Here is a 24189-nt window from a genome sequence, read left to right as displayed (position 1 = left end):
TAGCGGAATCGCGCGATCCTAGGCGCGCCCGTCATCTTCGAGGATCAAGCCACGTGAAGGTCTCCGCCAGCTCGCTCCGGAAGGGCGCCGTCGTCGACATGGACGGCAAGCTCTATGTCGTCCTCAGCGCCGAGAATATCCACCCCGGCAAGGGCACGCCCGTGACCCAGCTGAACATGCGTCGCATCTCCGACGGCGTGAAGGTGTCGGAACGCTATCGCACCACCGAGACGGTGGAGCGCGCCATCGTCGACGACCGCTCCTACACCTTCCTCTACCACGACGGGGAAGGGTTCCACTTCATGAACCCGGAGAACTACGACCAGGTCACCGCCACCACCGACGTGGTCGGCGACGCCGCGCCCTACCTGCAGGACGGCATGACGGTCACCCTGTCGACCCACGACGGCGTGCCGATCGCCATCGACCTGCCGCGCCTGGCGACCTTCGAGGTGGTCGACACCGAGCCGGCGGTGAAGAACCAGACGGCGTCGTCGTCCTACAAGCCCGCCATGCTGTCGAACGGCCTGCGCACCATGGTGCCGCCGTACATCGCCGTGGGCACGCGCATCGTCGTGCTGACCGAAGACGGCTCCTACCAGGAACGCGCCAAGGACTGAGGCGTCAGCGGCCCGGATAGGTCTCGCTGAAGCCGTTGCGGGCGTTGGTCACGCGGACGGCGCCGTTCGGCGAGACCAGCGCGGTCACCGCATAGAAGCCGTCCGGGGTCGGCAGCGGGTTGGCGATGTAGTCGGCCGGCCGGTTGGTCTCCGGGCTGCGGGTCGCGCCGTGCAACTGCCAGACCGCCGGCTTGGACCGGGCGGCCGCCAGGTTCTCGAACACCTCCTTGTCGCCGCCCTTGCGCGAACCGTTGGCCATCAGCGCCACCCGGGGCGCCGTCGCCGCCAGCAGGGCCGGCCCGGTGCTGAGCGCCGTGCCGTGATGGGAGACCAGCAACACGTCGACCCTGCCCAGGCGGTTGGCCGGGCAGACCAGTTGCTTCTCCTGATCGAGCGTCAGATCGGCCAGGTCGAGAATCCGGGCCTTGCCGTAGCTGGCGACGAAGCCGGCCGAGCGGGGGTTCTCGTCGACCTGCGGCACGCCCGAGCCGAGAACGCATTCGGGCCCGGGTCCGGGCCGGGCGTGGGGCGGCGCAGGGATGAGGGTGGCGTCGGCGGCGACGAAGGTCAGCGCCAGCGAGCCGATCTGCACCTTGTCGCCGGGCTTCACCACCCGGTGCGGGTGACCGGCGATGGCCTTGAGGTAGCCCGGATAGAAGGACGCCGGCAGGTTCGCCGCCATGGCGGGCGGCGTGTCGGGCGGGGTCTCCTCCCGGTTCACGCCGTGGTCGAGGAACGTGCCGACCGGCATCCGGGCCATCACGCCCTGCAGCCCGCCGATGTGGTCCACGTGGTAGTGGGTGATCAGCAGGTAGTCGATCTTGCGCACGCCCAGCTTGGCGGCGGCGGCGACGATCCGCTCGGCGCTGGTCGGCTGGGGCGGGGCTGTCGCGCCGGGCGCCGGGCGCGGAACGCCCATGCCGGCGGGCCAGCCGGTGTCGACCAGCAGCGACTTGCCCTCGGGCGTGACGAACAGCGTCGCCGCGCCGCCGTCCACGTCGACCATGACCACGGTCAGCGGCTTCTCGGCCGCCTGCGCCGCGCCGGCCAGGGAGAGAGCGCCGCAGAGCACCGCGAGCCGCAGGGCCTTCATCGTCTGGTCTCCTTCGCCAGGTCTGGCAGGGCGAAACTGTAGAGCATGTTGCCGGCCGCGACCGCGACGTATTGCTGGCCGTCGAGGGCGTAGGAGATCGGCGAGGCGCTCATCGTCACCCCGGTGCGGAAGGTCCACAGCGGCGCCCCCGACGCCATGTCCAGCCCCACCAGCGAGCCGTCCGCGGTGGAGGCGAACAGCACGCCGCCGCGGGTGCCGAGCACGCCCGGCGCCAGGGCGCCGCGGGTGGTCGGGAAGGTCCACAGCACCTTGCCCGTGCCGGAGTCCAGCGCCCGGATCCCGAAGATCGGCTCCACCGCCGGCGTGGGCCGGGGCTGGCGGCTGGCCGAGGTGTAGAGCTTGCCGGGCTCGAGCTTCGGCGGACCGAAGGCGGCGAAGCCCTCGGCGTCGAGGAAGGCCAGGTAGAAGGCGCCGGTCCGGTCGTCGTAGGACGGCGCCTGGAAGTTGGTGCCGCCCACCGCCGGGAAGACCGGATGCCCCTGCGGCGTGGAGATCGAGTCCGGCCGCACGATCGGCCGGCCCTTGGGATCGAAGCCGTTGTTCCAGGTCTGGCGGGTGAAGGGCTTGGCCGAGATGAACGAGCCGTCGGTGCGGTCGAGCACGTAGAAGAAGCCGTTGCGGTCGGCGTGCAGCAGCACCTTGCGCGGCTTGCCGTCGATCACCCGGTCGGCCAGCACCAGGTCCTGCACCGAGTCCCAGTCGTGGCTGTCGTTGGGCGTGAACTGGTACCACCACTTCAGCTTGCCGGTGTCCGGGTCCAGGGCGATGACGGAGTTGGTGTAGAGGTTGTCGCCCTTGCGCACCTGGGGATTGAAGCTCGGCGCCGGGTTGCCCACCGCCCAGTAGAGGGTGCGCAGGGCCGGGTCGTAGCTGCCGGTCAGCCAGGTGCCGCCGCCGCCGTGCTTCCAGGACTCGCCGGCCCAGGTCTCGATGCCGGGCTCCCCGGGCTTCGGGATGGTCTCGAAATGCCAGAGCTTGCGGCCGTCGACCGGCGAATAGGCCTCTAGGAAGCCGCGGGCGGCGAACTCCCCGCAGCCGATCCCGACCACGATCTTGTCGCCCACCGCCAGCGGCGCGCCGGTCATCTCGTAGCCCTGCAGGGTGTCGGCGACCCGCCGCTCCCAGAGCTCGCGCCCGGTGCGGGCGTCGACGGCGATCAGCAGGTTGTCGAGGGTGGTCATGAACACCCGGCCGTCGAGCACCGCGACGCCGCGGTTGGCGGGGTTGATCTGGTAGGGATTGGTGACGTCCTGCTTGCGCTTGAACGCCCAGATCTGCAGGCCGCTGCGGGCGTCGATCGCGTAGAGGTCGCCCGGCGGGCCGGAGACGTAGATCACCCCGTCGACGACGATGGGGGTGGCCTGGACCGGCGAGCCGCCCGGCAGCGGGGCCGCCCAGCGCGCCTGCAGGCCGGCGACGTTGCGCGGCGTGATCTGCGACAGCTCGGAGAAGTGCCGGCCCTGGTAGTCGCCCCAGTAGGTCGGCCAGTTCTGCGGCTCGGCGCGCCCGGCCACGAGCCGCTTGGCCGACAGGCCGCTGGTGCCGCTGGGGGCGATGGCGCCGCTCACCGAGCGCCCCTTCTGGCTGGACAGGTAGGCGACCACGTCGTCCAGTTCGGCCGGCTTCAGCCGCTCCGCCACGTCGCGGGGCGCGAGGCCCTCGGGCAGGGTGCGGACCGACGTCAGGGCCCGGCGGTCATAGCGGCGCAGCTCGCCGTCGCGGGCCATGACCAGCAGGTTGAAGGCGTCCTCGGCGCGCACCAGGCCCTGCACCGCGGCGCCGTCCTTCTGGCGCACCTCCACCGCCCGACCGAGACCGGAGCGCGGAGGGGCGGCCTTGTGCAGCACGCGGTCGCGGAGTGACCCGCCGGCGGGGCCGATGTTCGAGAGGTCGGCGGCGACCGCCCGGCCGCGGCCGTTCACCTCGTGGCAGCTGGCGCACTGGCCCGCGCCGAAGAAGATCTTCTCGCCCCGCGCCACAGCGGCGGGATCGGCCGGCGCGGCGACGGCGGCGGTCGCGCCGCCGGACAGCGAGCGCAGGTAGCTGACCACCCGCCAGACGTCCTGCGTCGGCAGCGCCTTGAACGACGGCATCCCGGCGCTCGGCACGCCCTCCTGGATGGTGTGGAAGATCTCGTAGTCCTGGCCGCCGTGTGCGAACCGGCCGGTGTTGAGGGCAGGTCCGCGCCCGCCCGACGCACCGGGTCCGTGGCAAGCCGCGCAGGTGGATTCGAACACCGCGCGCCCGGCTTCCGCCGCCGCGGGATCGGCGGCGAACGGGTTGGTGGGGGTGTCGGCCGGCGCCTGCGCCAGCCCCGCGCCCGTGGCGGCGAACACCGCCCCGATCGCCAGGCTCAGCGTCAGGAGCCCCCGTCCCGCACGACCACGGCCGTCTTCCCGTCCGATCCGCATGTAAGCCCTCCCCGCGCGATCGGTTCGAGCCGACCAGCGTCTGTATACTAAGTGCACTTGCAGCTTAGCGAAGCCTGCGGCCGCCACAAGCCGCGCTGCATCCGCCTGCAGATTTACTCGGCGCCCCTCGCCTTGCGCCCCTCCGACCCCTTCTCTAAGTCACCGCCCAGGGCCGATCCGCCTGCCGCGGGATGCGGTTGGCGGCTTTTTTCACGTTTGTTGTAAGGTCCCGCAGATGGACGCTCGTGTCGCGCCCTCCCCGATTTCAGCTGAAGGCGTCACGTCCGCCCCGATGCTCACCCACCTGCAGCGCCTCGAGGCCGAGAGCATCCACATCATGCGCGAGGTCGTCGCCGAGTGCGAGCGGCCGGTGATGCTCTATTCGATCGGCAAGGACTCGGCCGTGATGCTGCACCTGGCGGCCAAGGCCTTCTATCCCTCCAAGCCGCCGTTCCCGCTGCTGCACGTCGACACCACCTGGAAGTTCCGGGCGATGTACGAGATGCGCGAGCGCATGGCCCAGGAGCTCGGCTTCGAGCTGCTGGTGCACAAGAACCCCGACGCGATCGCCCGCAACATCAACCCCTTCGACCACGGCTCGGCACTGCACACCGACATCTGGAAGACCGAGGGACTGAAGCAGGCGCTGGACAAGTACGGCTTCGACGCGGCCTTCGGCGGCGCGCGGCGCGACGAGGAGAAGTCGCGGGCCAAGGAGCGGATCTTCTCCTTCCGCTCGGCCCAACACCGCTGGGACCCGAAGAACCAGCGCCCCGAGCTCTGGCGGCTCTACAACGCCCGCAAGAACCCCGGCGAGAGCATCCGGGTGTTCCCGATCTCCAACTGGACCGAGCTCGACATCTGGCAATACATCCACCTGGAGAAGATCCCGATCGTGCCGCTCTACTATTCGGCCGAGCGCCCGGTGGTGGAGCGCGACGGCGCGCTGATCATGGTCGACGACGACCGCATGCCGCTGCGCCCCGGCGAGACCCCGATGATGAAGTCGGTGCGGTTCCGCACGCTCGGCTGCTATCCGCTGACCGGCGCCGTCGAGAGCACCGCCGCCACCCTGCCCGAGATCATCCAGGAGATGCTGCTCACCACCACCTCCGAGCGCCAGGGCCGGATGATCGACCACGACCAGGCCGCCTCGATGGAGAAGAAGAAGCAGGAGGGCTATTTCTGATGGCCCACCAATCCGACCTGATCGCCGAGGACATCGAGGCCTACCTCCATCAGCACCAGCACAAGTCGCTGCTGCGCTTCCTCACCTGCGGCTCGGTGGACGACGGCAAGTCGACGCTGATCGGCCGGCTGCTCTACGACTCCAAGATGATCTTCGAGGACCAGCTGGCGGCCCTCGAAGCCGACTCCAAGCGGGTCGGCACCCAGGGCGGCGACATCGACTTCGCCCTCTTGGTGGACGGCCTCGCCGCCGAGCGCGAGCAGGGCATCACCATCGACGTCGCCTACCGCTTCTTCTCGACGGACAAGCGCAAGTTCATCGTCGCCGACACCCCCGGCCACGAGCAGTACACCCGCAACATGGTCACCGGCGCCTCGACCGCCGACGCCGCGGTGATCCTAATCGACGCCCGCAAGGGCGTGCTGACCCAGACCCGCCGGCACAGCTATCTGGTGAGCCTCCTGGGCATCCGCCACGTGGTGCTGGCGATCAACAAGATGGACCTGGTGGACTGGTCGCAAGCCCGGTTCGACGAGATCCTCGCCGACTACCGCGCCTTCGCCGCCCAGATCGGCCTCACCGACTTCACCGCCATCCCGATGTCGGCGCTGAAGGGCGAGAACATCACCGAGCCCTCGGCCAAGACGCCCTGGTACGCCGGCCCGCCGCTGATGCGCTGGCTGGAGGACGCGCCGGTCGAGGACGACCTGCGCAGCCAGCCGTTCCGCATGCCGGTGCAGTGGGTGAACCGCCCCAACCTCGACTTCCGCGGCTTCTCCGGCTTCATCGCCTCGGGCGTGGTGCGGCCCGGCGACAGGCTGAAGGCCCTGCCGTCCGGCCGCGAGAGCAGGGTCGAGCGCATCGTCACCCTGGGCGGCGACCTGCCCGAGGCGGCGGCCGGCCAGTCGGTGACCCTGACCCTGGCCGACGAGATCGACGTCTCCCGCGGCGACGTCCTCGCCCAGGCCGACGCGCCGCCGGCCGTCGCCGACCAGTTCGAGGCCACCATCGTCTGGTTCGACGAGGAGGCCATGCTGCCGGGCCGCTCCTACCTGATGAAGCTCGGGACCCGCACCACCGCCGCGCAGATCGCCGAGCCCAAGTACAAGGTCAACGTCAACACCCTCGAGCACCTGGCCGCGACGCGGCTGGAGCTGAACGAGATCGGCGTCTGCAACCTGGCGCTCGACGCGGCCATCGCCTTCGACCCCTACGCCGACAACAAGGACCTCGGCGGCTTCATCCTCATCGACCGGATCTCCAACCGCACGGTCGGCGCGGGCATGCTGCATTTCGCGCTGCGCCGCAGCCAGAACATCCACTGGCAGGCGCTGGACCTGAACAAGGAGGTCCGCTCCGCGTCCAAGGGCCAGAAGGCGCGCGTCGTCTGGCTGACCGGGCTGTCGGGCGCCGGCAAGTCGACCATCGCCAACATGGTCGAGCGCCGCCTGCACGTGGACGGCCGCCACACCTACCTGCTCGACGGCGACAACGTCCGCCACGGCCTCAACAAGGACCTGGGCTTCACCGACGAGGACCGGGTCGAGAACATCCGCCGCGTCGCCGAGGTGGCCAAGCTGATGGTCGACGCCGGGCTGATCGTGCTGGTGTCCTTCATCTCCCCGTTCCGCGCCGAGCGGCGGATGGCCCGCGAGCTGGTGGGCGAGCGCGAGTTCGTCGAGGTGTTCGTCGACACTCCCCTGGCCGAGGCCGAGCGCCGCGACGTCAAGGGCCTCTACAAGAAGGCCCGGGCCGGCGAGCTGAAGAACTTCACCGGCGTCGACAGCCCCTACGAGCCGCCGGAGCACCCCGAGATCCACATCGACACCACCAGGCTCTCGCCGGAAGAGGCGGCTGAGATCATCGTGGCGCGGCTGGAAGGCGGCTTCGACCCCGGCATCTGACCCGCCGGCCGGAACTCCTGTTTCAGAACTCGAGCACGATCTTGCCGAAGTGCTGGCCGGCGCGCATGGCCTCCAGCCCGGCGGCCGCCTCGGTCCATGGAAAGACCCGGTCGACCACCGGGTGGATCCGATGCAGCTCGATGGCCCGGCACATGGCTTCGAACATGTCCCGCGAGCCCACGAACACGCCTTGCAGCCGGGCGGAGTTGCCGATCAGGCCCGCGGGGTTGAAGCCCTCGCCGGCGCCGGCCACCACGCCGATGATGGCGATGTGCCCGCCGATGCGGACCGCCCGCATGCTCTGCTGGATGGTGCCGCCGCCGCCAACCTCCATGACGAAGTCCGCGCCGCGCCCGCCGGTGGCCTCGCGCACCGGCTTCGACCATTCCGGCGTCTGGCGATAGTTCACCAGGTGGTCCGCACCCAGCGCCCTGGCCCGCTCCAGCTTCTCGTCGGAGGACGAGGTGATCACCGTCTTCAGGCCCGCCGCGTGCGCGAACTGCAGCCCGAACACCGAGACCCCGCCCGTGCCCTGCAGGACAACCGTGTCGCCCGGCTGCAGCCGGGCGTCCTCGAACAGCGCCCGCCAGGCGGTGAGCCCCGCGCACGGCAGCGTCGCGACCTCCTGGTCGCTGAGGAAATCCGGGACCTTTGACAGCCCCTCTTGGCTGAACACACCGAGCTCCCGCCCGGCGCCCGGGATCGGATAGCCGAGCGCGGTCTGCGCCTTCTCCAGGGTGGGCGGCCCGCAGATCCAGCCCTGGAAGAACATGGTCGCCACGCGGTCGCCGACCGCCAGGCGGGTGACGCCCTCGCCCAGCGCCTCCACCACCCCGCAGCCGTCCGAGAAGGGCGTGATCGCGCCGGCCATGGCGCCCGCGCGGCCGTACATCCCCTGGACCATCATCAGGTCGCGGTAGTTCAGCGAGACCGTCCGCATCCGCACCAGCACCTCGCCGGGGCCAGGCTTGGGGTCGGGCAGTTCGACCACCTTCAGATGGTCGAGGCCCCAGGGTTCCGAAACGTTGAGCGCGCGCATGGCTCATCTAGGCGCCGGCGGCGGCGCCTCCGCAAGGCTGTCGCGGGGTCAGGCGCGCGCCGAGCTAGGCGGGATCGAGCCGGCGCACCCCGTAGAGCCGGACCGCGCCCACCAGGCCGGCGGCGGTCATCGCCGCCATCAGCAGGTAGCCGTGAGCCCCGAAGCGGTCGAACAGCCAGCCGGAGCCCAGGGTGGCGAGGCCGGAGAGCACGCCGCCGGAGAGCGCCGAGTTGATCGCCTGGGCGGCCGTGGCGTTGCGCGGCGTCGACAGCCGCTCCACCAGCTGCAGGGAGGCCAGGAAGGTCGCCGCATAGCTGAGCACGTGCAGGGTCTGCAGGGGGAACAGCGCCCAGAGCGGCGGCGAGAACGCCAGCGCGCCCCAGCGCACGACGGCCCCCGCGCCGCCCAGCACCAGCAGGTTGCGCGGCCCCACCCGCCGCCGCCACGGCTCCATGAACCAGAGGAAGCCGACCTCCGCCGTCACCCCCACCGCCCAGAGCATGCCGGTGACGTGCTCCGGGATGCCCTGCTGCTTCCAGGCCAGCGTCGAGAAGCCGTAGTAGAAGGCGTGCGCCGACTGGATCAGGCCGGCCGCCAGCACCGCGGTCAGGAACGCCGGGTCGCGCAGCAGGCCGCCGAGGCCCGCCATCCGCTCGCCGGCGGCCGGGACGTGGCCGGCCTCGTGCACCAGGTCGGGCGGCAACAGCAGCCGCGCGCCCACCGCGGTCAGGGTCACCGCCGCGGTGATCCACACCAGCACCAGCTCCGGCGAGCCGCGGGCCAAGAGGGCGCCCATCCCGAGGTTGGCGACGATGAAGGCGGCCGAGCCGATGCCGCGCGGCCAGCCGTAGTTGAACCCGTCTTTCCGCGCCCGCGACAGGACGATGACGTCGGTCAGCGGCGACAGCGTCGGGAACATCGACGAGGCGGCGAACCAGACCACCATCCACCAGGCGAAGCCGAACGGCAGGGCCATCAGGGCGTAGGCGATCGCCACCGCAAGGCTCAGCAAAATCAGACCGGTGCGGCGATATTTGAAGCTGTCGGCCCAGACCGCCAGCAGCGGCGCGGTGAACACCCGCGCCAGCATCGGCAGCGACAGGATCAGCCCGATCTGCGCCCCCGACAGGCCGTGATGGGCGAACCACACCGGCATGTAGGGCGAGTTCGCCCCGGTGCCGACGAAGATCGTCCCATAGAAGAGGCCCAGGCGGACGGGGAGCGACATCACCACGTTCTAGCCGACACCGGATCGAGTCGCGAAACCCTGCGGAGTTCACGCCCGGTTGCCGCCGACGCTTCGGGGCGTAATGTCTGATCAGCGATAAGGGAGGCGGCGTGTGGACGACTATTCCGACTACGACGGGCTCGGTCTGGCGGAGCTGGTCCGCAAGCGCGAGGTCACGCCGGGCGAGCTGGCCGAGGCCGCCATCGAACGGATCGAGCGGCACAATCCCACGCTCAACGCGGTGGTCTACAAGGGCTACGACGACGCCCGCGCCTGGGCGAAGGGCGAGCTGCCCGACGGGCCGTTCCGCGGCGTGCCCTTCCTGATCAAGGACCTCGGCATGCCGGTCGCCGGCTGGCCGCGCAGCTACGGCAGCCGCTTCGCACGCGGCGTGGTCGACACCGAGGATGGCGACCTCACCCGCCGCTACCGCCAGGCCGGCGTCGTGCCGCTGGGCAAGACCAACACGCCGGAATACGGCATCACCGGCACGACGGAGGGCGCCTTCCTCGGCGCCTGCCGCAATCCCTGGAACCCGCGCCACATCTCCGGCGGCTCCTCCGGCGGCGCGGCCGCGGCGGTGGCGGCCGGGATCGTGCCGATGGCGCACGCCTCCGACGGCCTGGGCTCGATCCGCATCCCCGCCGCCTGCTGCGGCCTGGTGGGGCTGAAGGTGACCCGCGACCGCAACCCGAACGGCGCCGACGACACCGCCTACGCCATGGGCTTCACCGTCGACCACGTGGTCACCCGCACCGTCCGCGACAGCGCCGCCATGCTGGACGCCACCGGCACGCCGCGCGCCGACGCCCCGTTCGCCGCCCCGCCGAAGGAGCGCCCCTACGTCGAGGAGATCGAGCGCAGCCCGGGCCGGCTGCGCATCGCCTGGTCCTCCGAGACGCCGTCCGGCCGGCCGATCGATCCGCAGATCCAGGCGGCGCTGGAGCGGACCGCGGACCTCCTGAAGCAACTCGGGCACGAGGTGGTCGAGAAGGGCATGGGGCTCGACTACCGCGCGCTCTACGCCGCCCGCGCGCCGGTCTCGGGCGCCAACTTCGCCGCCGACATGGCGCGGCTGATCGAACAGGTCGGCCGCGAACCCGAACAGGACGAGCTGGAGCCGCTGACCTGGGCCTCGCTGAAGGGCGGCCGCAAGGTGACCGGGGAGATGGCCTGGCGCGGCTGGCAGGACCTGCGGGTGTTGAACCGCCGGACGCTGGCCTTCTTCCAGGACTGGGACGTCTACCTCAGCCCGGTGATGGGCGCGCCGGTCCCGGAGATCGGCCACATGGACCCGGTGAACCTGGAGCCGCGGGAGGTGAACCGCCGGCAGGGCGCGGTCTTCCCGTTCACGCCGCCGTTCAACTTCTCCGGCCAGCCGTCCCTCTCCCTGCCGCTGGAGATGTCCGCCGACGGCCTGCCGGTGGGGATGATGTTCACCGCCCGCTTCGCCGACGAGGCCACCCTCTTCCGCCTCGCCGCGCAGCTGGAGAAGGAAGTTCCCTGGAAGCGCCGCCGCCCGCAGGTCTGGGGTTGAGGGCGTTCTGGACCCGCCGCACCTGGCTGGTGCTGGCGGCGCTCGGCGGGTTCGCCTCCGTGGCCATGGGCGCGTTCGCGGCGCACGGGATCGCCGATCCCAAGGCCCAGGAGTGGCTGCGGACCGGCGCGCAGTACGGCTTCATGCACGTGCTGGCGACCTACGCCGCCGCGGGGATGATGCAGCTGGGCGCCCGCCGCGCCCGCTTCGCGCCGGCGCTGTTCCTGCCGGGCGTCGCGCTGTTCTCGGGCTCGCTCTATGCGATGGCGCTGGGCGGCCCGCGCTGGCTGGGGGCGGTGACGCCGATCGGCGGCCTGCTGTTCCTCGCCGGCTGGCTGGTGCTGGCCTGGGCAGCGGCGGAGATCGAGCGCAGCTGATCCGGTCGCCCGCGCCTCAGCCGCGCTTGGGCAACGCCAGCAGGTGGACGGCCAGCGCCGACCCGATCAGCGTCACCAGCATCACCAGCGCCATCGGCCGCGGCGTGCCGTCGTACAGCACGCCGGCCGCCCAGGAGGCGATGGCCCCGGTGCCGAACGACAGGCCGCCGATCAGCGCCGAGGTCGAGCCGGCCCGCAGCGGATCGACGTTGAGGGCGCCGGCCATGGTGTTGCCCTGCATGAAGCCGTAGGTCGAGAGCAGCAGGAACAGCACGCCGAGCACGCTCCACGCCCCGCCGATCCCGGTCACCGCGGCCAGCGCCAGCACCAGGGCGAACCCCACGGCGATCAGGCTGGAGCGCGCCAGCACCTGGTCGGGGGTGCGGCGGCGCAGCAGGAACCGGTTCACCTGGTTGCCGCCGATGATGCCCACGGCGTTCAGCCCGAACACCCAGCCGAACGCCGAGGCCGGGATCCTGTAGGTCTGGATCAGCAGCTCCGGCGAGGTCGCCACATAGGTGAACAGCATCGCCCCGTTCAGGCACCCCGCCAGGGCGTAGCCGATCAGCCGCGGCTGCCGGAGCAGCGCCGCATAGGCCTTGATCGGGTTCTCCGAGCGGGCCTGGGCCGAGGTCGCCTCCGAGCGCGACTCCTTCATCCGCAAGACGGTGGCGAGGCCCATGATCAGGCCGAAGGCGGTCATGAACCAGAAGATCACGCGCCACCCGCCGAGGGTCAGGAACACCCCGCCCAGCAGCGGCGCCAGGATCGGCGCCAGCCCCATGATCAGCATCATCAGCGACAGCACCCGCGCTGTCTCGGCGTGGCCGAAGCGGTCGCGGACGACGGCGCGGCTGACCACCCCGCCGGCGCAGGCGCCGAACGCCTGCACGAAGCGGGCGACGATCAGGAGGTCGGGCGATTTCGCCAGGGCGCAGGCGGCCGACGCCGCCACATAGATCACGATGCCGATCAGGATCGGCGGCTTGCGCCCGAAACGGTCCGACGCCGGGCCATAGAGGAACTGGCCGATGGCCATGCCGGCCAGGAAGGCGGCGACGGTGGACTGCGTCTGCGAGGCCGAGGCGTGCAGGTCCGACCCGATGGAGGGCAGGCTCGGCAGGTACATGTCGATGGCCAGCGGACCGAGCGCGGTGAGCGCCCCCAACAGGATCACCAGCCCCCACGGCGTCGGCTCAGTTGGCGCCCGCTCGATCATCGTCCCTCATTCCAGTGCGGCGGCTTATGCTGCAAAGCTGTCGCCACACACGGAAGGCCACCCGGATGTCAGCCCTGCAAGCGCAAATGCCCGCGGTGAAGCACGCCGCGGTGAACGGCCTCGACATGGCCTACTACGAAGCCGGCCCGCGCGAAGGCGTTCCCATCGTCCTGTGCCACGGCTTCCCGGAGCTGGCCTTCTCCTGGCGACACCAGATCAAGGCCCTGGCCGACGCCGGCCGCTGGGTGATCGCCCCGGACCAGCGCGGCTATGGCCTGACCTCCGGGCCGCAGGCGGTCGCCGACTACGACATGGAGCACCTCACCGGCGACCTCGTGGGCCTGCTGGACCACCTGGGCGCGGAGAAGGCGGTGTTCTGCGGCCACGACTGGGGCGGCATCGTCGTCTGGCAGATGCCGCTGATGCATCGCGACCGGGTGGCCGGGGTCATCGGGCTGAACACGCCGTTCCTGCCGCGCTCGCCGGTCGATCCCATCGTCATCTTCCGCGCCCGCTTCGGGCCCGACATGTACATCGTCTGGTTCCAGACGCCGGGGGACGCCGACGCCGTGCTCGGCGCCGACGTGGAGAAGACCATGCGCTTCTTCATGCGCAAGCCGGCCGCCCTGACCGCCGCCACGCAGCCGCCGCCGGAAGGCGGCTCCACCTTCGCCTTCAAGGACCTGCTGGCCCGCTGGGACCCGACCGACCAGGGCAGTCAGCTGCTGAGCGCCGAGGAGCTGGCGGTGTTCGTCGAGAGTTTCCGCCGCACCGGCTTCACCGGCGGGATCAACTGGTACCGCAACTTCACGCGGAACTGGGAGCGCTCGGAGGGCCTTCCCACCCGCATCGACGGATTGCCGTGCCTGATGATCACCGCCGAGAACGACGCCGTGCTGACGCCGGCCATGGCGGAGGGCATGCCCGGCATGATCGGTGACCTGGAGATGCACATGATCCACGGATCCGGCCACTGGACGCAGCAGGAGAAGCCGCAGGAGGTCAACCGGCTGATCCTTGACTGGATGGACCGGCGCTTCCCGCGGTAGATTGCCGCCAATGGAACGCAACACGCCTGCCCCCGCCGTCTCGGCCTCCGCCAACCGGCGCGGGTTGTTCCCGGAAACCGATCCGTTCAGCTCCGGCTGGCTGCCCACCGGCGGCCCGCACGAGATCTACTACGAGGAGTGCGGCAAGAAGGACGGCAAGCCGTGCGTCATCCTGCACGGCGGCCCCGGCGGCGCGATCAACCCGACCATGCGGCGGTTCTTCGACCCTGCGAAATGGCGGATGGCGCTGTTCGACCAGCGCGGCTGCGGCAAGAGCCGGCCCAACGCCAGCCTCGAGGACAACACCACCTGGTCGCTGATCGCCGACATCGAGCGGCTGCGCGAGCACCTGGGCGTCGAGAAGTGGACGGTGTTCGGCGGCTCCTGGGGCTCCACCCTGGCGCTGGCCTACGCCATCACCCATCCCGACCGGGTCGAGGCCCTGGTGCTGCGCGGCGTCTTCCTGCTCACCGCGCGGGAGCTGCGCTGGTTCTACCAGGACGGGGCCTCGATGATGTTCCCGGACGCCTGGGCGCGGTTCTGCGCCCCGATCCCGCCCGAAGAGCGCGGCGACATGATCAGCGCCTACCACAAGCGCCTGACCCACGCCGACCGCCGGGTGCAGGCGGAGGCGGCCGCGGCCTGGAGCCAGTGGGAAGGCGACACCATCTCGATCCGCGGACCCGAAGCCCGGCCCTCGAAGTTCAACGAGATCGACTTCGCCATCGCCTTCGCTCGGATCGAATGCCACTTCTTCGCCAACCACGGCTTCTTCCCCGAGGAAGGCTGGATCCTGAAAAACATGGAGAAGATCCGCGGCATGCCCGGCTGGATCGTGCAGGGCCGGTTCGACGTGGTGACGCCGATGGAGGCCGCCTGGAACCTGAAGGCCGCGTGGCCGGAGGCGCGCTTCGAGGTGGTCTGGGACGCCGGCCACGCCTCGACCGAGCCGGGGATCGTCGACGCGCTGGTGCGCGCCACCGACCAGGCCTTCACCCTCTGAGGCGGCGTCCTTGAGCCGGGCCAAGATCGTCCGGGCCTACCTGAAGGCCATCGAGATGCGGAAGGACACCCTGTCCTTCTTCGCCGAGGACGCGGTGCAGGAGGAATTCCCCAACGCGCTGAGCCCGAACGGCGCGGTCCGCGACCTCGCCGACCTGAAGGCCGCCAGCGCGCGCGGGCAGAACGTCCTGCAGTCGGAGACCTACGAGATCGTCAGCCTTCTCGAGGCCGACGACACCGTGGCGGCCGAGATCATCTGGCGCGGGGTGATGGCCATCCCGCTGAAGTCGCTGAAACCCGGCGACACCATGAAGGCCCGCTTCGCGGTGTTCTTCGAGTTCGAGGGCGAGAAGATCCGCCGGCAGCGCAATTACGACTGCTTCGAGCCGTTCTAGGCCCAACCGTCATGGCCGGGCTTGTCCCGGCCACCCATGAACACGGCGCGGCCAGGCAGGGCCACGAGCCTCGGTGTTCACGGGTCCCCGGGACAAGCCCGGGGATGACGTGTTGCGATCGCCTACTGGCCGGTGGTCCCGGCCGCGGCCTGCAGGTCGGCCATCTGCTGGCCGATGCGGATCTTCAGCGCCGGGTCCTTCGGCACCGCCGCGGCGATGGCGGCGTAGTCGGCGTCGGACACGCCGGAGGACGTCAGGGCGTCGTGCATCTTGGTGGCCATGTCGTTGCGCAGCGTGGTGGCGGCGTCGCCGGAGGCGGCGGCGATCTTCGGCTGGTATTCGTCGCTCACCTTCTTCACCGACATCAGGGCGGCGGCGAAGTGCTTCACCTGCTCGTCGTTGAAGGCCGCGCCGGCGCCGGTATCCGGGGTCGGGGCGGACGCCGCGGGCGCCGCGGGGGCGGCGGCGGTCTGGGCCTGGGCCGCGCCGGTCAGGGAGGCCGCGGCGACCATCGCCAGGGCGGTCATTCGGGCGGTCATTCGGACGGTCTTGCTCAACTCTCTCTCCTCGCTGGGGTCGGCGCTGCGCTCAGGGGCGTCAGTCGCCCCCGCACCTTCCCTTACGGTAAGAGCAATTCAGGCTGCAATGGGGCGCGGACTAGAGCAGCGAGCCTTTGCCGCTGGTGATCTCGGAATAGCGGTGCACGCGCACAGCCATGACCAAACCGAAGCCAACCATCACCGTCAGCATCACCGTGCCGCCGTAGGAGAGCAGCGGCATCGGCACGCCCACCACCGGCGCCAGGCCCATCACCATCGAGCCGTTGATCAGCACGTAGAGGGCGAAGGTGGCGGTGACGCCGGCCGCCGCCAGCCGGCCGAAATGGCTGTGCGAGATGTAGGCGGTGCGCAGCGCCATGAAGATCACCGCCGCGTAGAGGATCAGGATGGAGATGCAGCCGACGAAACCGAACTCCTCGGCCAGGGTGGCGAAGATGAAGTCGGTCTGCTTCTCGGGAAGGAAGTTCAGCTGGCTCTGCGAGCCCAGGCCGTAGCCCTTGCCCAGCAGGCCGCCGGAGCCGAGCGCGATCTTCGACTGCAGGATGTGATAGCCGGAGCCCGACGGGTCGCCCTCCGGGTCGAGGAAGGTCAGGACCCGCTTGCGCTGGTAGTCGTGCATCCCGAACATGATGGCCGGCGGCACCAGCAGCACCGCGCCCAGGATGCCCGCCGAGATCAGCCGCCAGGAGAGGCCGGCCAGGACCACCATGATCCCCCCGGTCATCAGGATCAGCATGGCGGTGCCGAGGTCGGGCTGCTTGGCCACCAGGCCCACCGGCAGCAGGATCAGCGCCGCCGGGACCAGCAGCCACCAGGAGAGCGTCGCGCTCTTGCTGGAGAGCCCGTGGTAGAAGCGCGCCAGCGCCAGCACCAGGCCGATCTTCATGATCTCTGACGGCTGGATGCCGATCGGCCCCAGCTGCAGCCAGCGTTGCGCGCCGAGCGAGGTGCGCCCCACCAGATCCACCAGCACCAGCAGCACCAGCCCGACGGCGTAGACCGGATAGGCCATGGCGAACCAGACGCGCAGGTCGACCAGCGACAGCACGATCATGATCGCGAAGAACAGGGCGAAGCGGATCAGGTGCGGCGCGGCCCAGGGCGTCCACGAGGAGCCGGCGATGGAGAACAGCATCACCGCCCCTGCCCCGGCGATCAGGCACAGGGTCAGGCAGAAGATCCAGTCGATCTCGCCGATCTTGACGATCAGCCGGTCGCGCTCGCCGGGGCGTGTGAGGGCCGAGACGGTCATGTGGGCGTTCCAACGGGCGGCGTCGGCGGCTGCGGCGGGCCGATGGGCGCCAGCGGCTGTCCAGGGATGGGGGTCGGCCCCTCGGGGGCGTCGCCGCCCAGGTTGGCGTCGGGCGGCAGTTGCGGCATCGGCAGCGGCTTCTCGATCCGCTTGCGGACTTCCGGGTCCTTGAGCAGCGCCACCCGCATGATCTCGCGGGCCCGCGGCGCCGCCGCCTGGGCCCCGAAGCCGCCGTGCTCGACGAGGACGCTGATCGCATAGCGGGGGTCGTCGTAGGGGGCGAAGGCGATGAACCAGGCGTGGTCGCGCAGGCGCCATTCGCCGACGGCCCCGTGCGCGCCGCGCCCGCCGCCGTAGTTGAAGGCCTGGGCGGTGCCGGTCTTGCCGGCCATCTTGACGTCGCCGAGGCCCATGTCGGCGACGGCGGCGGCGGTGCCGTGGCCGGTGGTCACCGCGGCCATCGCCTCGCGCACGAAATGCAGGTGATCCTTGTTGACCGGCAGGTCGCCGAACTCGGAGCCGCGCGGCCGCTCGACGCCGCCGACCGACTGCACCAGCCGCGGGTGCAGGGCTTTCTGGCCGTTGGCGATCCGCGACGCCATCACGCACAGCTGCAGCGGATTGAGGTGGGTGTAGCCCTGGCCGATGCCCATGCTGGGCGTCTCGCCCGGATGCCAGACCGGGTCCTTCTTGAAGGTCCGCCGCTTGTAGGCGGTGTCGGGCACCAGGCCGGCCTTCTGACCCGGGATGCCGATGTCGAAGATCTCGCCCAGCCCGAACTTGCGGGCCGTCTCGGCGATCCGGTCGGGCCCCACGAACAGCGCGCACTGGTAGAAATAGATGTCGCAGGAGGTGGCGATGGCGCCCTTCAGGTCCTGCGCCCCGTGCGCCTCGTCGCAGTGCCAGACCCGCCCGCCCCAGGCCCAGGCCTTGTTGCAGACGTGGACGGTCGCCGGATTGTAGCCGGCCTCCAGCGCCGCCAGCGCCACCATGGTCTTGAAGGTGGAGCCCGGCGGGTAGGTGGCGGTCAGGGCCTTGTTGAACAGCGGCTTGCGCTCGTACATCGCCAGCTGGCGGTACTCCGCCCCGGTCAGGCCGCGGACGAAGCGGTTGGCGTCGAAGCTCGGCCCCGAGAACATGCACAGGATGTCGCCGGAGCGGCAGTCCATCATCACCGCCGCGCCGCTCTCCTCGCCGAACACGTCCATGGCGCGGGTCTGGATGTCGGCGTCGAGAGTGAGCTGGATCTGCTTGCCCGGCGTCGCCGGGATGTCGCCGGCGGAATCCTGGCGCACCTCGCGGCCGTTGGCGTCGACCTCCACCTTCTGGGCGCCCGGCTTGCCCCGCAGGTCGAGGTCGAAGGACTTCTCCACGCCCTGCTTGCCGATCCGGAAGCCGGGGTTGAGCAGGATCGGGTCGGCGTTCGGCCCGGTGGGCTGGATGTCGTCCTTGTTGACCTTGGCCACGTAGCCGATGACGTGGGTGAAGGCCCCGCCCTGCGGGTAGACCCGCACCTCGCCCATGTCGGCGGTGACGCCGGGCAGCTCAGGGCCGCGGATGTCGATGGCGCTGAACTGTTCCCAGGTGAGGTCCTCCAGGATCTGCACCGGCGCGCGCTTCGGGGCGCGGGCGATCTCCTTGGCCAGCCGGACCTGCTTGGCGTCGTCGAGGGGCACGAAGTTGGCCAGGATCTTCAGCGTCGCCGCCGGGTCGCTGCCCTTGTCGCGGGCCACCATCAGCCGGAAGTTCGGCCGGTTGGTCGCCAGCACCACGCCGTTGCGGTCGACGATCAGGCCGCGCGGCGGCGGCATCAGCTTGAAATTGAACTGGTTGGAGGCCGAGAGCTTCTCGTAGCGCTGGGTCTCTATCAGCTGCAGGTGGGCGAGTCGGCCGCCCAGGGCCAGCAGGCCGACGCCCGCGAAGCCGCCCAACAGGAAGGCCCGGCGGTGGAACACGCCCTGCCGCTCGTTGACCTCCTCAAAGAAGATCGACGGTTCAGCCATGCCCGAGCGACCTCACCGGAACCGCACGTCGGCGTCTTCGAACATTTCGATGAGCCGGTGACTGAAGGGATAGAGCAGGATTGTGGCCAGGAATTGCCAGCCGACGGAGATCAGGCTCGGCATGGTCTTGTCGTCGAGCATGATGAACAGGAAGCCGGCCATCATCGCCGTGCCGGTGACCAGGGCGTACCAGGCCCACATGAAGCTGCGGCTCTGGCCGGCGATCATGTTGCGGCCCATCAGCACGATCCCGTAGGCGATCAGCAGGCACAGCGCCCACAGGCCCATGGATCCGCCCCAGAACAGGTCCAGGAACAGCCCCATGAACAGCACGCCGATCGGGGCCAGCACCGAAGGCCGGATCACCGCCCAGGCGAAGGTCACCGCCATCGGGAACACCGGCTCCGGCAGCCGCAGGCCCCAGATCCGCAGCGGGATGGCGAACAGCACCGTCAACCCGATCGCCTGGAGCAGGGGCACGCCCAGCCAGCGCCAGGGATCGAGCGGGCGCGCGGCGCTCAATGGGGCGGCTCCACGGTCGGCTCAGGCGTGGCGGGCTTGGGAGTTGGAGGCTTCGGCGTCGAGGGCTTCGGCGCAGGCGACTTGGCCGTCGCGGCGGTGATCGCCGTCGGCTTCGGCGTCGAAGGCTTGGGCGCGGCGGGCTTGGCCGACGTCGTAGCGGTGGGCGTGGCGGGCTTTGCCGCCGGCGGCGCGCCGGTCGCCGGCTTCGGCGCGGTCGCGGCGGCCGGAGCCGTTCCGGCCGGCCCGGCGGGCTTCACCGTCGCCGCCGCCGCAGGCGTGGCGGGACTGGCCGCGGGCTTGCCGGCGGCGGGCGCTGGCGGGCCTGGGGGCGAGCCCGGGACCGGCGTGACGCCGACGGTCTGGGCGCCGACGGTGGGCGGCGGCACCGGCATCTGCGCCAGCTCCTTCTGGTTCACCAGCTGGGTGTAGTCCTGGAACAGCAGGATGCGCACGAAGTCGACGGCGGCGCGGTCGGAGGCCAACACCACCCGCCACTTGCCGTCCAGGCCCTTCACCGCCACCCCCACCGGCAGGCCGCGCGGGACCACGCCGCCGTCGCCGGAGGTGAGGATGCGGTCGCCCTCGCGCACCGGCTCGGCGCCGCGCAGGTAGTCGAGCCGCGGATTGGGGCCGCCGTCGCCGGTCAGGATGGCGCGGGCGTTGGTGCGGTCGATCATCACCGGGGTGCGGGAAGCGACGTCGGTCAGCAGCAGCACGCGGCTGGCGCCGGTGGTGACGCCGATCACCCGGCCCACCAGGCCGTTCTCGCTCATCACCGGATTGCCGGGCTTCACGCCCTTCTCCTTGCCGGCGTTGGCCAGGCGGGTGTTGGCGAACGGCCCGCGGGAGTCGGTGACGATCCGCGCCGCCACCATGGGGATCGGCGGGTCGGTCTGCAGGCCCAGGAGGGTCTGGTAGCGCTCGTTGGTGTCGCGCAGCGCGATGGCCACGTCGCGCCACTGCCGCATCTCCTGCAGCTCGGCCTTCAGCCGGCGGTTCTCGGAGACGGCGAAGAAGTAGCCGCGGATGGTGTCGATGCCCGCGCCGGTCCAGCGCCCGGGCGCGGCCAGCACGTCGCCCACCGGCGCCAGCACCCGGTCGCTCATGCTGCGGGTCGCGCCATAGGCTTCGGCCTGGAAGGTCTCGCGCCGGTCGGAAAGCAGCAAGGCGATCGCCACCACGATGGCGACCACCAGCATGATGGCCGCCGTCCAGGTCAGCGGGACCTTAAGTTCTCCAAGCGGACTGTCCCTCAAGGACATCTAGGCTCGCCCCCAGCGGTACGCGACAGCCCCCGCCGCCCCAACCACGACGCGACTCGCGCGGCCCTTAGGCTAGCGTGGATTCGAGGACGCCCTTCATCCATTTCGGGTGCTCGAGCACCTTGCCGCATCCCAGCGCGACGCAGGACAGCGGATCGTCGGCGACGGTCACCGGCAGGCCCGTGTGGTCGCGGATCTCGGCGTCCAGGCCGCGCAGCAGCGCGCCGCCGCCGGTCAGCATGATGCCCTTGTCGGCGATGTCGGAGGCGAGCTCCGGCGGGGTGGCTTCCAGGGCCATCTTCACCGCGTCGACGATCTGGCCGACCGGCTCCGACAGGGCGTCGGACGCCTGCTTCTCGGAGATGCGCACCTCGCGCGGCACGCCCTGCATCAGGTCGCGGCCCTTGACCTCGATGGAGAGGCCTTCGCCGTCGGCCGGCGCGCGGGCGGTGCCGATCTCTTTCTTGATGCGCTCGGCGGTGGTCTCGCCGATCAGCAGGTTATGGTTGCGGCGCATGTAGCTGATGATCGCCTCATCCATCTTGTCGCCGCCGACGCGGACCGAACGCGAATAGACGATGCCGGAGAGCGAGAGCACGGCGACCTCGGTGGTGCCGCCGCCGATGTCGACCACCATCGAGCCGGTCGGCTCGTGGATCGGCAGGCCGGCGCCGATCGCCGCGGCCATCGGCTCGTCGATCAGGCCGACGCGGCGGCCGCCGGCGTTCAGGCAGCTGTCGTTGATGGCGCGGCGTTCCACGGCGGTCGCGCCCGACGGCACGCAGACGATGACCTTGGGGTTCACGAAACCCTTACGGTTGTGAACCTTGCGGATGAAGTACTTGATCATCTCCTCGGCGACTTCGAAGTCGGCGATGACCCCGTCGCGCATGGGACGGATGGCTTCCATGTGGCCGGGCGTGCGGCCGAGCATCTGCTTGGCCTCGATGCCGACGGCGTGCACCACCTTGCGCCCGCCGACGTTGCGCAACGCCACCACCGAGGGCTCGTTCAGAACGATGCCCTTCCCCTTCATGTAGATCAGGGTGTTGGCGGTTCCGAGGTCGATGGCGATGTCGTTGGAGATCGCGCCGAAGAGGGAAGAAATCATGCAAGGCCCTGAGGGGTCGGGGGCTGAAACGGGCGGTCCGCCAGTGTCCGCAACGACGTCATTGACGACACATAATGCGTCGAGTCGCTACGATCTTCCTGGCAGGCGTGCAGTCCCTCTGCCCTGCCCTATGGTTGAATTCAAGGCTTAAAGAGCCGCCTGCGCGTTCGCGTCGCGCGCGAGTTTTCGCGTCAGGTCTCGCCTCTCATTCGCCATGAATCGGCGCCAACGCCGCCTCGTCCCCGATGAGGTCCCGCGCCAGGGGGTCCCGGAGCACCTCCATCGGGCTGCCGACAAGGCGAACGCCGCCCCGATCGAGCACGGCGATGCGGTCCGAAAGCCGCGCCACCTCGTCGATATCGTGGCTCACCAGTAGCATCGGGATCGACAATCCCTGACGCAGGTCGGCGATCTCCGCGTGCAGCCGCGTGCGCGTGCGACGATCCACCGCCGAGAACGGCTCGTCCAGCAGCAGGACCTTGGGATCCCGGGCGAGCGCACGGGCGATGGCCACCCGTTGCCGCTGGCCGCCGGAGAGCTCGCCGGGCTTGCGGTCCTCCAGCCCCGACAGATGCACCCGGCGCAGCAGCTCGGCCGCGCGGCCGCGGCGCTCCGTGCGCGGATGATGCCCCATGGCCGCCGCCACATTGGCCTGGGCGCTCAGGTGGGGGAACAGCGCATGCTCCTGGAACACCAGGCCGACGGCGCGCCGGTGAGCCGGCCGGTCGATCCGGGCCGCGCTGTCGAACCACAGCTCGCCGGCGCAGGCGATGCGCCCGGCCTTGGCGCGATAGAGGCCGGCGATGGCCCGCAGCAGCGTGGTCTTGCCGGCGCCGGAGGGACCCACCACGCCCAGCACCTCGCCGGGCGCGCAGGTGAGCGCGACGTCCAGCGGGATCGGCCCCGCCTGGGTCAGGCGGACGGAGAGCCCGGCCTCAGCCATGCCGCCGTCCCACCCGTCCGGTCAGCCCGTAGGCCACCGCGATGGCGACCAGCGAGAACGCCAGCAGCACGGCGCTCATGGCCCCCGCCGCCCGGGCGTCGAACGCCTGCACCCGGTCGTAGATGGAGAGCGCCAGGGTGCGGGTCTCGCCCGGGATCGAGCCGCCGACCATCAGCACCACCCCGAACTCCCCCATGGTGTGGGCGAAGGTCAGGGCCATGGCCGACAGCACGCCGGGCCACGCCAGCGGCAGCTCGATGCGCCAGAAGGTGCGCCAGGGGGAGAGGCCGCTCACCCAGGCCGCCTGCCGCACGTCGGTGGGCAGCGCCTCGAAGGCGCGCTGCATCGGCTGCACGGCGAACGGCAGGTTGAAGATCAGCGAGGCGGCGAGCAGGCCCGCGAAGCTGAACGCCAGCGGATGGCCGAACGCCGCCGTCCAGGCCTGGCCCAGGGCCGAGTTCCCGCCGAACGCCGTCAGCAGGTAGAAGCCCAGCACGGTGGGCGGCAGCACCAGCGGCGCGGCCACCAGCGCCTCGACGAGCCCCTTGGCCGGAACTCGGTGGAAGGCCAGCGTGCGGGCGAGGATCAGGCCGGCCGGCAGCAGCAGCAGGCCGGTCCAGCCCGCCAGCTTCAGGGAGACGCCGAACGCCTGCCAGTCCATGCCCGCTGCGCCCAAGCCGGACCTCAGCGCCGCGCCGGCAGGGTGAAGCCGTAGCGCGCCAGGATGGTGCGCGCCTGTGGGCCCTGCAGGAAGCGGTAGAAGGCCTGCGCCGTGGGCCCGGCGCCGGTCAGCAGCACCATGCGCTGGCGCAGCGGCTGGTGACGGTCGGCGGGGAGCGGGACGAAGCGGCCGGCGGCCTTCACCTGCGGCGTGATCGCCAGCGATAGCGGGATCACCCCGCCCTGCGCCGACCCGGAGGTGGCGAACTGGGTGGCCTGGGAGACGTTCTCGCCGAGCACCAGCTTCGGCTGCACGGCGTCCCAGACCCCCGCCGCCTGCAGCGCCTCGCGCGCCGCCCGGCCGTAGGGGGCGTGGTCGGGGTTTGCGATGGCGAACTTCCGCAGCCGCCCGTCGCGGGCCGCGGCGCCGAGGTCCTTCAGCGTGGCGTCGGGCTTCAGCGGCGAACCCTTGGGCAGGAACAGGCCGATGCGGCCGACGGCGTAGAGCTCGCCCGGCCCTTGCGTCCGCCCGGCGGCCTGCAGCGTCTGCACATAGCTCTCGTCCGCCGAGAGGAAGATCTCGTAGGGGGCGCCGTTCTGGATCTGCTGGGTGAAGTTCCCCGACGAGCCGAAGGTCAGCTTCACGGTCTGGCCGGTGGCCTTCTGGAAGGCGCCGGCGACCTCCGGCAGGGCGGCCGACAGATCCGACGCCGCGGCCACCGCCGGCGCGTCCGCGGCGCGGGCGGCGAGCGGGGCGAGGACCAGCGCCAGGGCGAAGATCAGCGATCGCAT

22 protein-coding genes are annotated in these 24189 nt (G+C 70.8%); 8 read left to right on the top strand and 14 right to left on the bottom strand.

The window, feature by feature from the left end; translation table 11 throughout:
• The first annotated feature begins 53 nt into the window (after nucleotides 1–53).
• Nucleotides 54–620, top strand: a complete 567-nt coding sequence (gene efp / locus DJ021_RS12950; RefSeq protein WP_111457944.1) for an elongation factor P — start codon at nucleotides 54–56, stop codon at nucleotides 618–620.
• 4 nt (nucleotides 621–624) lie between these two features.
• Here efp and DJ021_RS12945 read toward each other — a convergent pair whose 3' ends face one another.
• Nucleotides 625–1713, bottom strand: coding sequence for a ComEC/Rec2 family competence protein (locus tag DJ021_RS12945; RefSeq protein WP_111457943.1), 1089 nt, complete (start codon nucleotides 1711–1713; stop codon nucleotides 625–627).
• Nucleotides 1710–4145 (bottom strand): outer membrane protein assembly factor BamB family protein, encoded by a 2436-nt coding sequence (locus DJ021_RS12940; RefSeq protein ID WP_111457942.1) that lies wholly within the window; start codon nucleotides 4143–4145, stop codon nucleotides 1710–1712. The genes DJ021_RS12945 and DJ021_RS12940 overlap by 4 nt, the downstream gene beginning before the upstream one ends.
• A 235-nt stretch (nucleotides 4146–4380) precedes the next feature.
• Here DJ021_RS12940 and cysD point away from each other — a divergent pair, with 235 nt between their 5' ends.
• Together cysD and cysN are read left to right on the top strand one after the other, a co-directional pair.
• The gene (gene cysD, locus DJ021_RS12935) at nucleotides 4381–5334 is read left to right on the top strand and encodes a sulfate adenylyltransferase subunit CysD (RefSeq protein WP_111457941.1); all 954 of its coding nucleotides are present in this window, start codon (nucleotides 4381–4383) and stop codon (nucleotides 5332–5334) included.
• Complete coding sequence (gene cysN / locus DJ021_RS12930) at nucleotides 5334–7238, top strand: sulfate adenylyltransferase subunit CysN (protein WP_111457940.1); 1905 nt, start codon at nucleotides 5334–5336, stop codon at nucleotides 7236–7238. Before cysD ends, cysN begins: the two co-directional genes overlap by 1 nt.
• Nucleotides 7239–7260: 22 nt before the next feature.
• Here cysN and DJ021_RS12925 read toward each other — a convergent pair whose 3' ends face one another.
• Both DJ021_RS12925 and DJ021_RS12920 read right to left on the bottom strand, forming a co-directional pair.
• Nucleotides 7261–8277 (bottom strand): zinc-dependent alcohol dehydrogenase family protein, encoded by a 1017-nt coding sequence (locus DJ021_RS12925; RefSeq protein ID WP_111457939.1) that lies wholly within the window; start codon nucleotides 8275–8277, stop codon nucleotides 7261–7263.
• Between the two features lie 64 nt (nucleotides 8278–8341).
• Entirely contained in the window at nucleotides 8342–9505 is a 1164-nt protein-coding gene (locus DJ021_RS12920) for an MFS transporter (protein ID WP_111457938.1), read from the bottom strand.
• A gap of 112 nt (nucleotides 9506–9617) precedes the next feature.
• Here DJ021_RS12920 and DJ021_RS12915 point away from each other — a divergent pair, with 112 nt between their 5' ends.
• On the top strand, nucleotides 9618–11042 hold the full coding sequence (locus tag DJ021_RS12915) for an amidase (RefSeq protein ID WP_111457937.1): 1425 nt from the start codon (nucleotides 9618–9620) through the stop codon (nucleotides 11040–11042).
• A gap of 65 nt (nucleotides 11043–11107) precedes the next feature.
• The gene (locus tag DJ021_RS12910) at nucleotides 11108–11419 is read left to right on the top strand and encodes a DUF423 domain-containing protein (protein WP_111459094.1); all 312 of its coding nucleotides are present in this window, start codon (nucleotides 11108–11110) and stop codon (nucleotides 11417–11419) included.
• Between the two features lie 16 nt (nucleotides 11420–11435).
• Here the strand turns inward: DJ021_RS12910 and DJ021_RS12905 are convergent, their stop codons facing one another.
• On the bottom strand, nucleotides 11436–12638 hold the full coding sequence (locus tag DJ021_RS12905; protein ID WP_111457936.1) for a multidrug effflux MFS transporter: 1203 nt from the start codon (nucleotides 12636–12638) through the stop codon (nucleotides 11436–11438).
• Between the two features lie 65 nt (nucleotides 12639–12703).
• Between DJ021_RS12905 and DJ021_RS12900 the strand changes: the two genes are divergently transcribed.
• Genes DJ021_RS12900 through DJ021_RS12890 form a run of 3 tightly spaced genes read left to right on the top strand, consistent with a single transcriptional unit; the run spans nucleotide 12704 to nucleotide 15084 of the window.
• The gene (locus DJ021_RS12900; protein WP_111457935.1) at nucleotides 12704–13687 is read left to right on the top strand and encodes an alpha/beta fold hydrolase; all 984 of its coding nucleotides are present in this window, start codon (nucleotides 12704–12706) and stop codon (nucleotides 13685–13687) included.
• A gap of 10 nt (nucleotides 13688–13697) precedes the next feature.
• Nucleotides 13698–14690, top strand: coding sequence for a prolyl aminopeptidase (gene pip / locus DJ021_RS12895; protein WP_111457934.1), 993 nt, complete (start codon nucleotides 13698–13700; stop codon nucleotides 14688–14690).
• Between the two features lie 10 nt (nucleotides 14691–14700).
• Complete coding sequence (locus DJ021_RS12890; RefSeq protein ID WP_111457933.1) at nucleotides 14701–15084, top strand: nuclear transport factor 2 family protein; 384 nt, start codon at nucleotides 14701–14703, stop codon at nucleotides 15082–15084.
• A 122-nt stretch (nucleotides 15085–15206) separates the two neighbouring features.
• On the opposite strand, the gene DJ021_RS12885 is transcribed toward DJ021_RS12890, so the two are convergent.
• From DJ021_RS12885 to modA, 9 genes are all read right to left on the bottom strand, one after another.
• Nucleotides 15207–15641, bottom strand: coding sequence for a DUF4168 domain-containing protein (locus tag DJ021_RS12885; protein ID WP_133255005.1), 435 nt, complete (start codon nucleotides 15639–15641; stop codon nucleotides 15207–15209).
• A gap of 100 nt (nucleotides 15642–15741) precedes the next feature.
• Nucleotides 15742–16896, bottom strand: coding sequence for a rod shape-determining protein RodA (gene rodA, locus DJ021_RS12880; RefSeq protein ID WP_111457931.1), 1155 nt, complete (start codon nucleotides 16894–16896; stop codon nucleotides 15742–15744).
• Entirely contained in the window at nucleotides 16893–18899 is a 2007-nt protein-coding gene (gene mrdA, locus DJ021_RS12875; RefSeq protein ID WP_111457930.1) for a penicillin-binding protein 2, read from the bottom strand. The genes rodA and mrdA overlap by 4 nt, the downstream gene beginning before the upstream one ends.
• A gap of 12 nt (nucleotides 18900–18911) precedes the next feature.
• Nucleotides 18912–19421 (bottom strand): hypothetical protein, encoded by a 510-nt coding sequence (locus DJ021_RS12870; RefSeq protein WP_111457929.1) that lies wholly within the window; start codon nucleotides 19419–19421, stop codon nucleotides 18912–18914.
• On the bottom strand, nucleotides 19418–20683 hold the full coding sequence (gene mreC, locus DJ021_RS12865; protein ID WP_111457928.1) for a rod shape-determining protein MreC: 1266 nt from the start codon (nucleotides 20681–20683) through the stop codon (nucleotides 19418–19420). The genes DJ021_RS12870 and mreC overlap by 4 nt, the downstream gene beginning before the upstream one ends.
• Before the next feature lie 67 nt (nucleotides 20684–20750).
• Nucleotides 20751–21794, bottom strand: coding sequence for a rod shape-determining protein (locus tag DJ021_RS12860; protein WP_012522835.1), 1044 nt, complete (start codon nucleotides 21792–21794; stop codon nucleotides 20751–20753).
• Nucleotides 21795–21999: 205 nt separating this feature from the next.
• Nucleotides 22000–22737 carry an ATP-binding cassette domain-containing protein gene (locus DJ021_RS12855; RefSeq protein ID WP_111457927.1) on the bottom strand — a complete coding sequence of 246 codons (738 nt, stop codon included), beginning with the start codon at nucleotides 22735–22737 and terminating at the stop codon, nucleotides 22000–22002.
• Nucleotides 22730–23413 (bottom strand): molybdate ABC transporter permease subunit, encoded by a 684-nt coding sequence (gene modB, locus DJ021_RS12850; protein WP_243626000.1) that lies wholly within the window; start codon nucleotides 23411–23413, stop codon nucleotides 22730–22732. Before modB ends, DJ021_RS12855 begins: the two co-directional genes overlap by 8 nt.
• 8 nt (nucleotides 23414–23421) lie before the next feature.
• Entirely contained in the window at nucleotides 23422–24189 is a 768-nt protein-coding gene (gene modA / locus DJ021_RS12845; RefSeq protein WP_111457925.1) for a molybdate ABC transporter substrate-binding protein, read from the bottom strand.

This window comes from Phenylobacterium hankyongense, assembly GCF_003254505.1.
Classification (GTDB): Bacteria; Pseudomonadota; Alphaproteobacteria; order Caulobacterales; family Caulobacteraceae; genus Phenylobacterium; species Phenylobacterium hankyongense.
The sequence above is the reverse complement of the archived record's forward strand: the minus strand, read 5'-3'. Positions and strand labels throughout refer to the sequence as shown.

Coding starts and splice junctions, on each gene's coding strand:
- cysN (WP_111457940.1), top strand. CDS start 5,334: ATGGCCCACCAATCCGACCTGATCGCCGAGGACATCGAGGCCTACCTC.
- DJ021_RS12900 (WP_111457935.1), top strand. CDS start 12,704: ATGTCAGCCCTGCAAGCGCAAATGCCCGCGGTGAAGCACGCCGCGGTG.
- DJ021_RS12855 (WP_111457927.1), bottom strand. CDS start 22,737: ATGGCTGAGGCCGGGCTCTCCGTCCGCCTGACCCAGGCGGGGCCGATC.
- rodA (WP_111457931.1), bottom strand. CDS start 16,896: ATGACCGTCTCGGCCCTCACACGCCCCGGCGAGCGCGACCGGCTGATC.
- DJ021_RS12910 (WP_111459094.1), top strand. CDS start 11,108: ATGGGCGCGTTCGCGGCGCACGGGATCGCCGATCCCAAGGCCCAGGAG.
- DJ021_RS12860 (WP_012522835.1), bottom strand. CDS start 21,794: ATGATTTCTTCCCTCTTCGGCGCGATCTCCAACGACATCGCCATCGAC.
- DJ021_RS12905 (WP_111457936.1), bottom strand. CDS start 12,638: ATGATCGAGCGGGCGCCAACTGAGCCGACGCCGTGGGGGCTGGTGATC.
- pip (WP_111457934.1), top strand. CDS start 13,698: ATGGAACGCAACACGCCTGCCCCCGCCGTCTCGGCCTCCGCCAACCGG.
- mrdA (WP_111457930.1), bottom strand. CDS start 18,899: ATGGCTGAACCGTCGATCTTCTTTGAGGAGGTCAACGAGCGGCAGGGC.
- cysD (WP_111457941.1), top strand. CDS start 4,381: ATGGACGCTCGTGTCGCGCCCTCCCCGATTTCAGCTGAAGGCGTCACG.
- DJ021_RS12920 (WP_111457938.1), bottom strand. CDS start 9,505: ATGTCGCTCCCCGTCCGCCTGGGCCTCTTCTATGGGACGATCTTCGTC.
- DJ021_RS12945 (WP_111457943.1), bottom strand. CDS start 1,713: ATGAAGGCCCTGCGGCTCGCGGTGCTCTGCGGCGCTCTCTCCCTGGCC.
- mreC (WP_111457928.1), bottom strand. CDS start 20,683: ATGTCCTTGAGGGACAGTCCGCTTGGAGAACTTAAGGTCCCGCTGACC.
- DJ021_RS12925 (WP_111457939.1), bottom strand. CDS start 8,277: ATGCGCGCGCTCAACGTTTCGGAACCCTGGGGCCTCGACCATCTGAAG.
- DJ021_RS12940 (WP_111457942.1), bottom strand. CDS start 4,145: ATGCGGATCGGACGGGAAGACGGCCGTGGTCGTGCGGGACGGGGGCTC.
- modA (WP_111457925.1), bottom strand. CDS start 24,189: ATGCGATCGCTGATCTTCGCCCTGGCGCTGGTCCTCGCCCCGCTCGCC.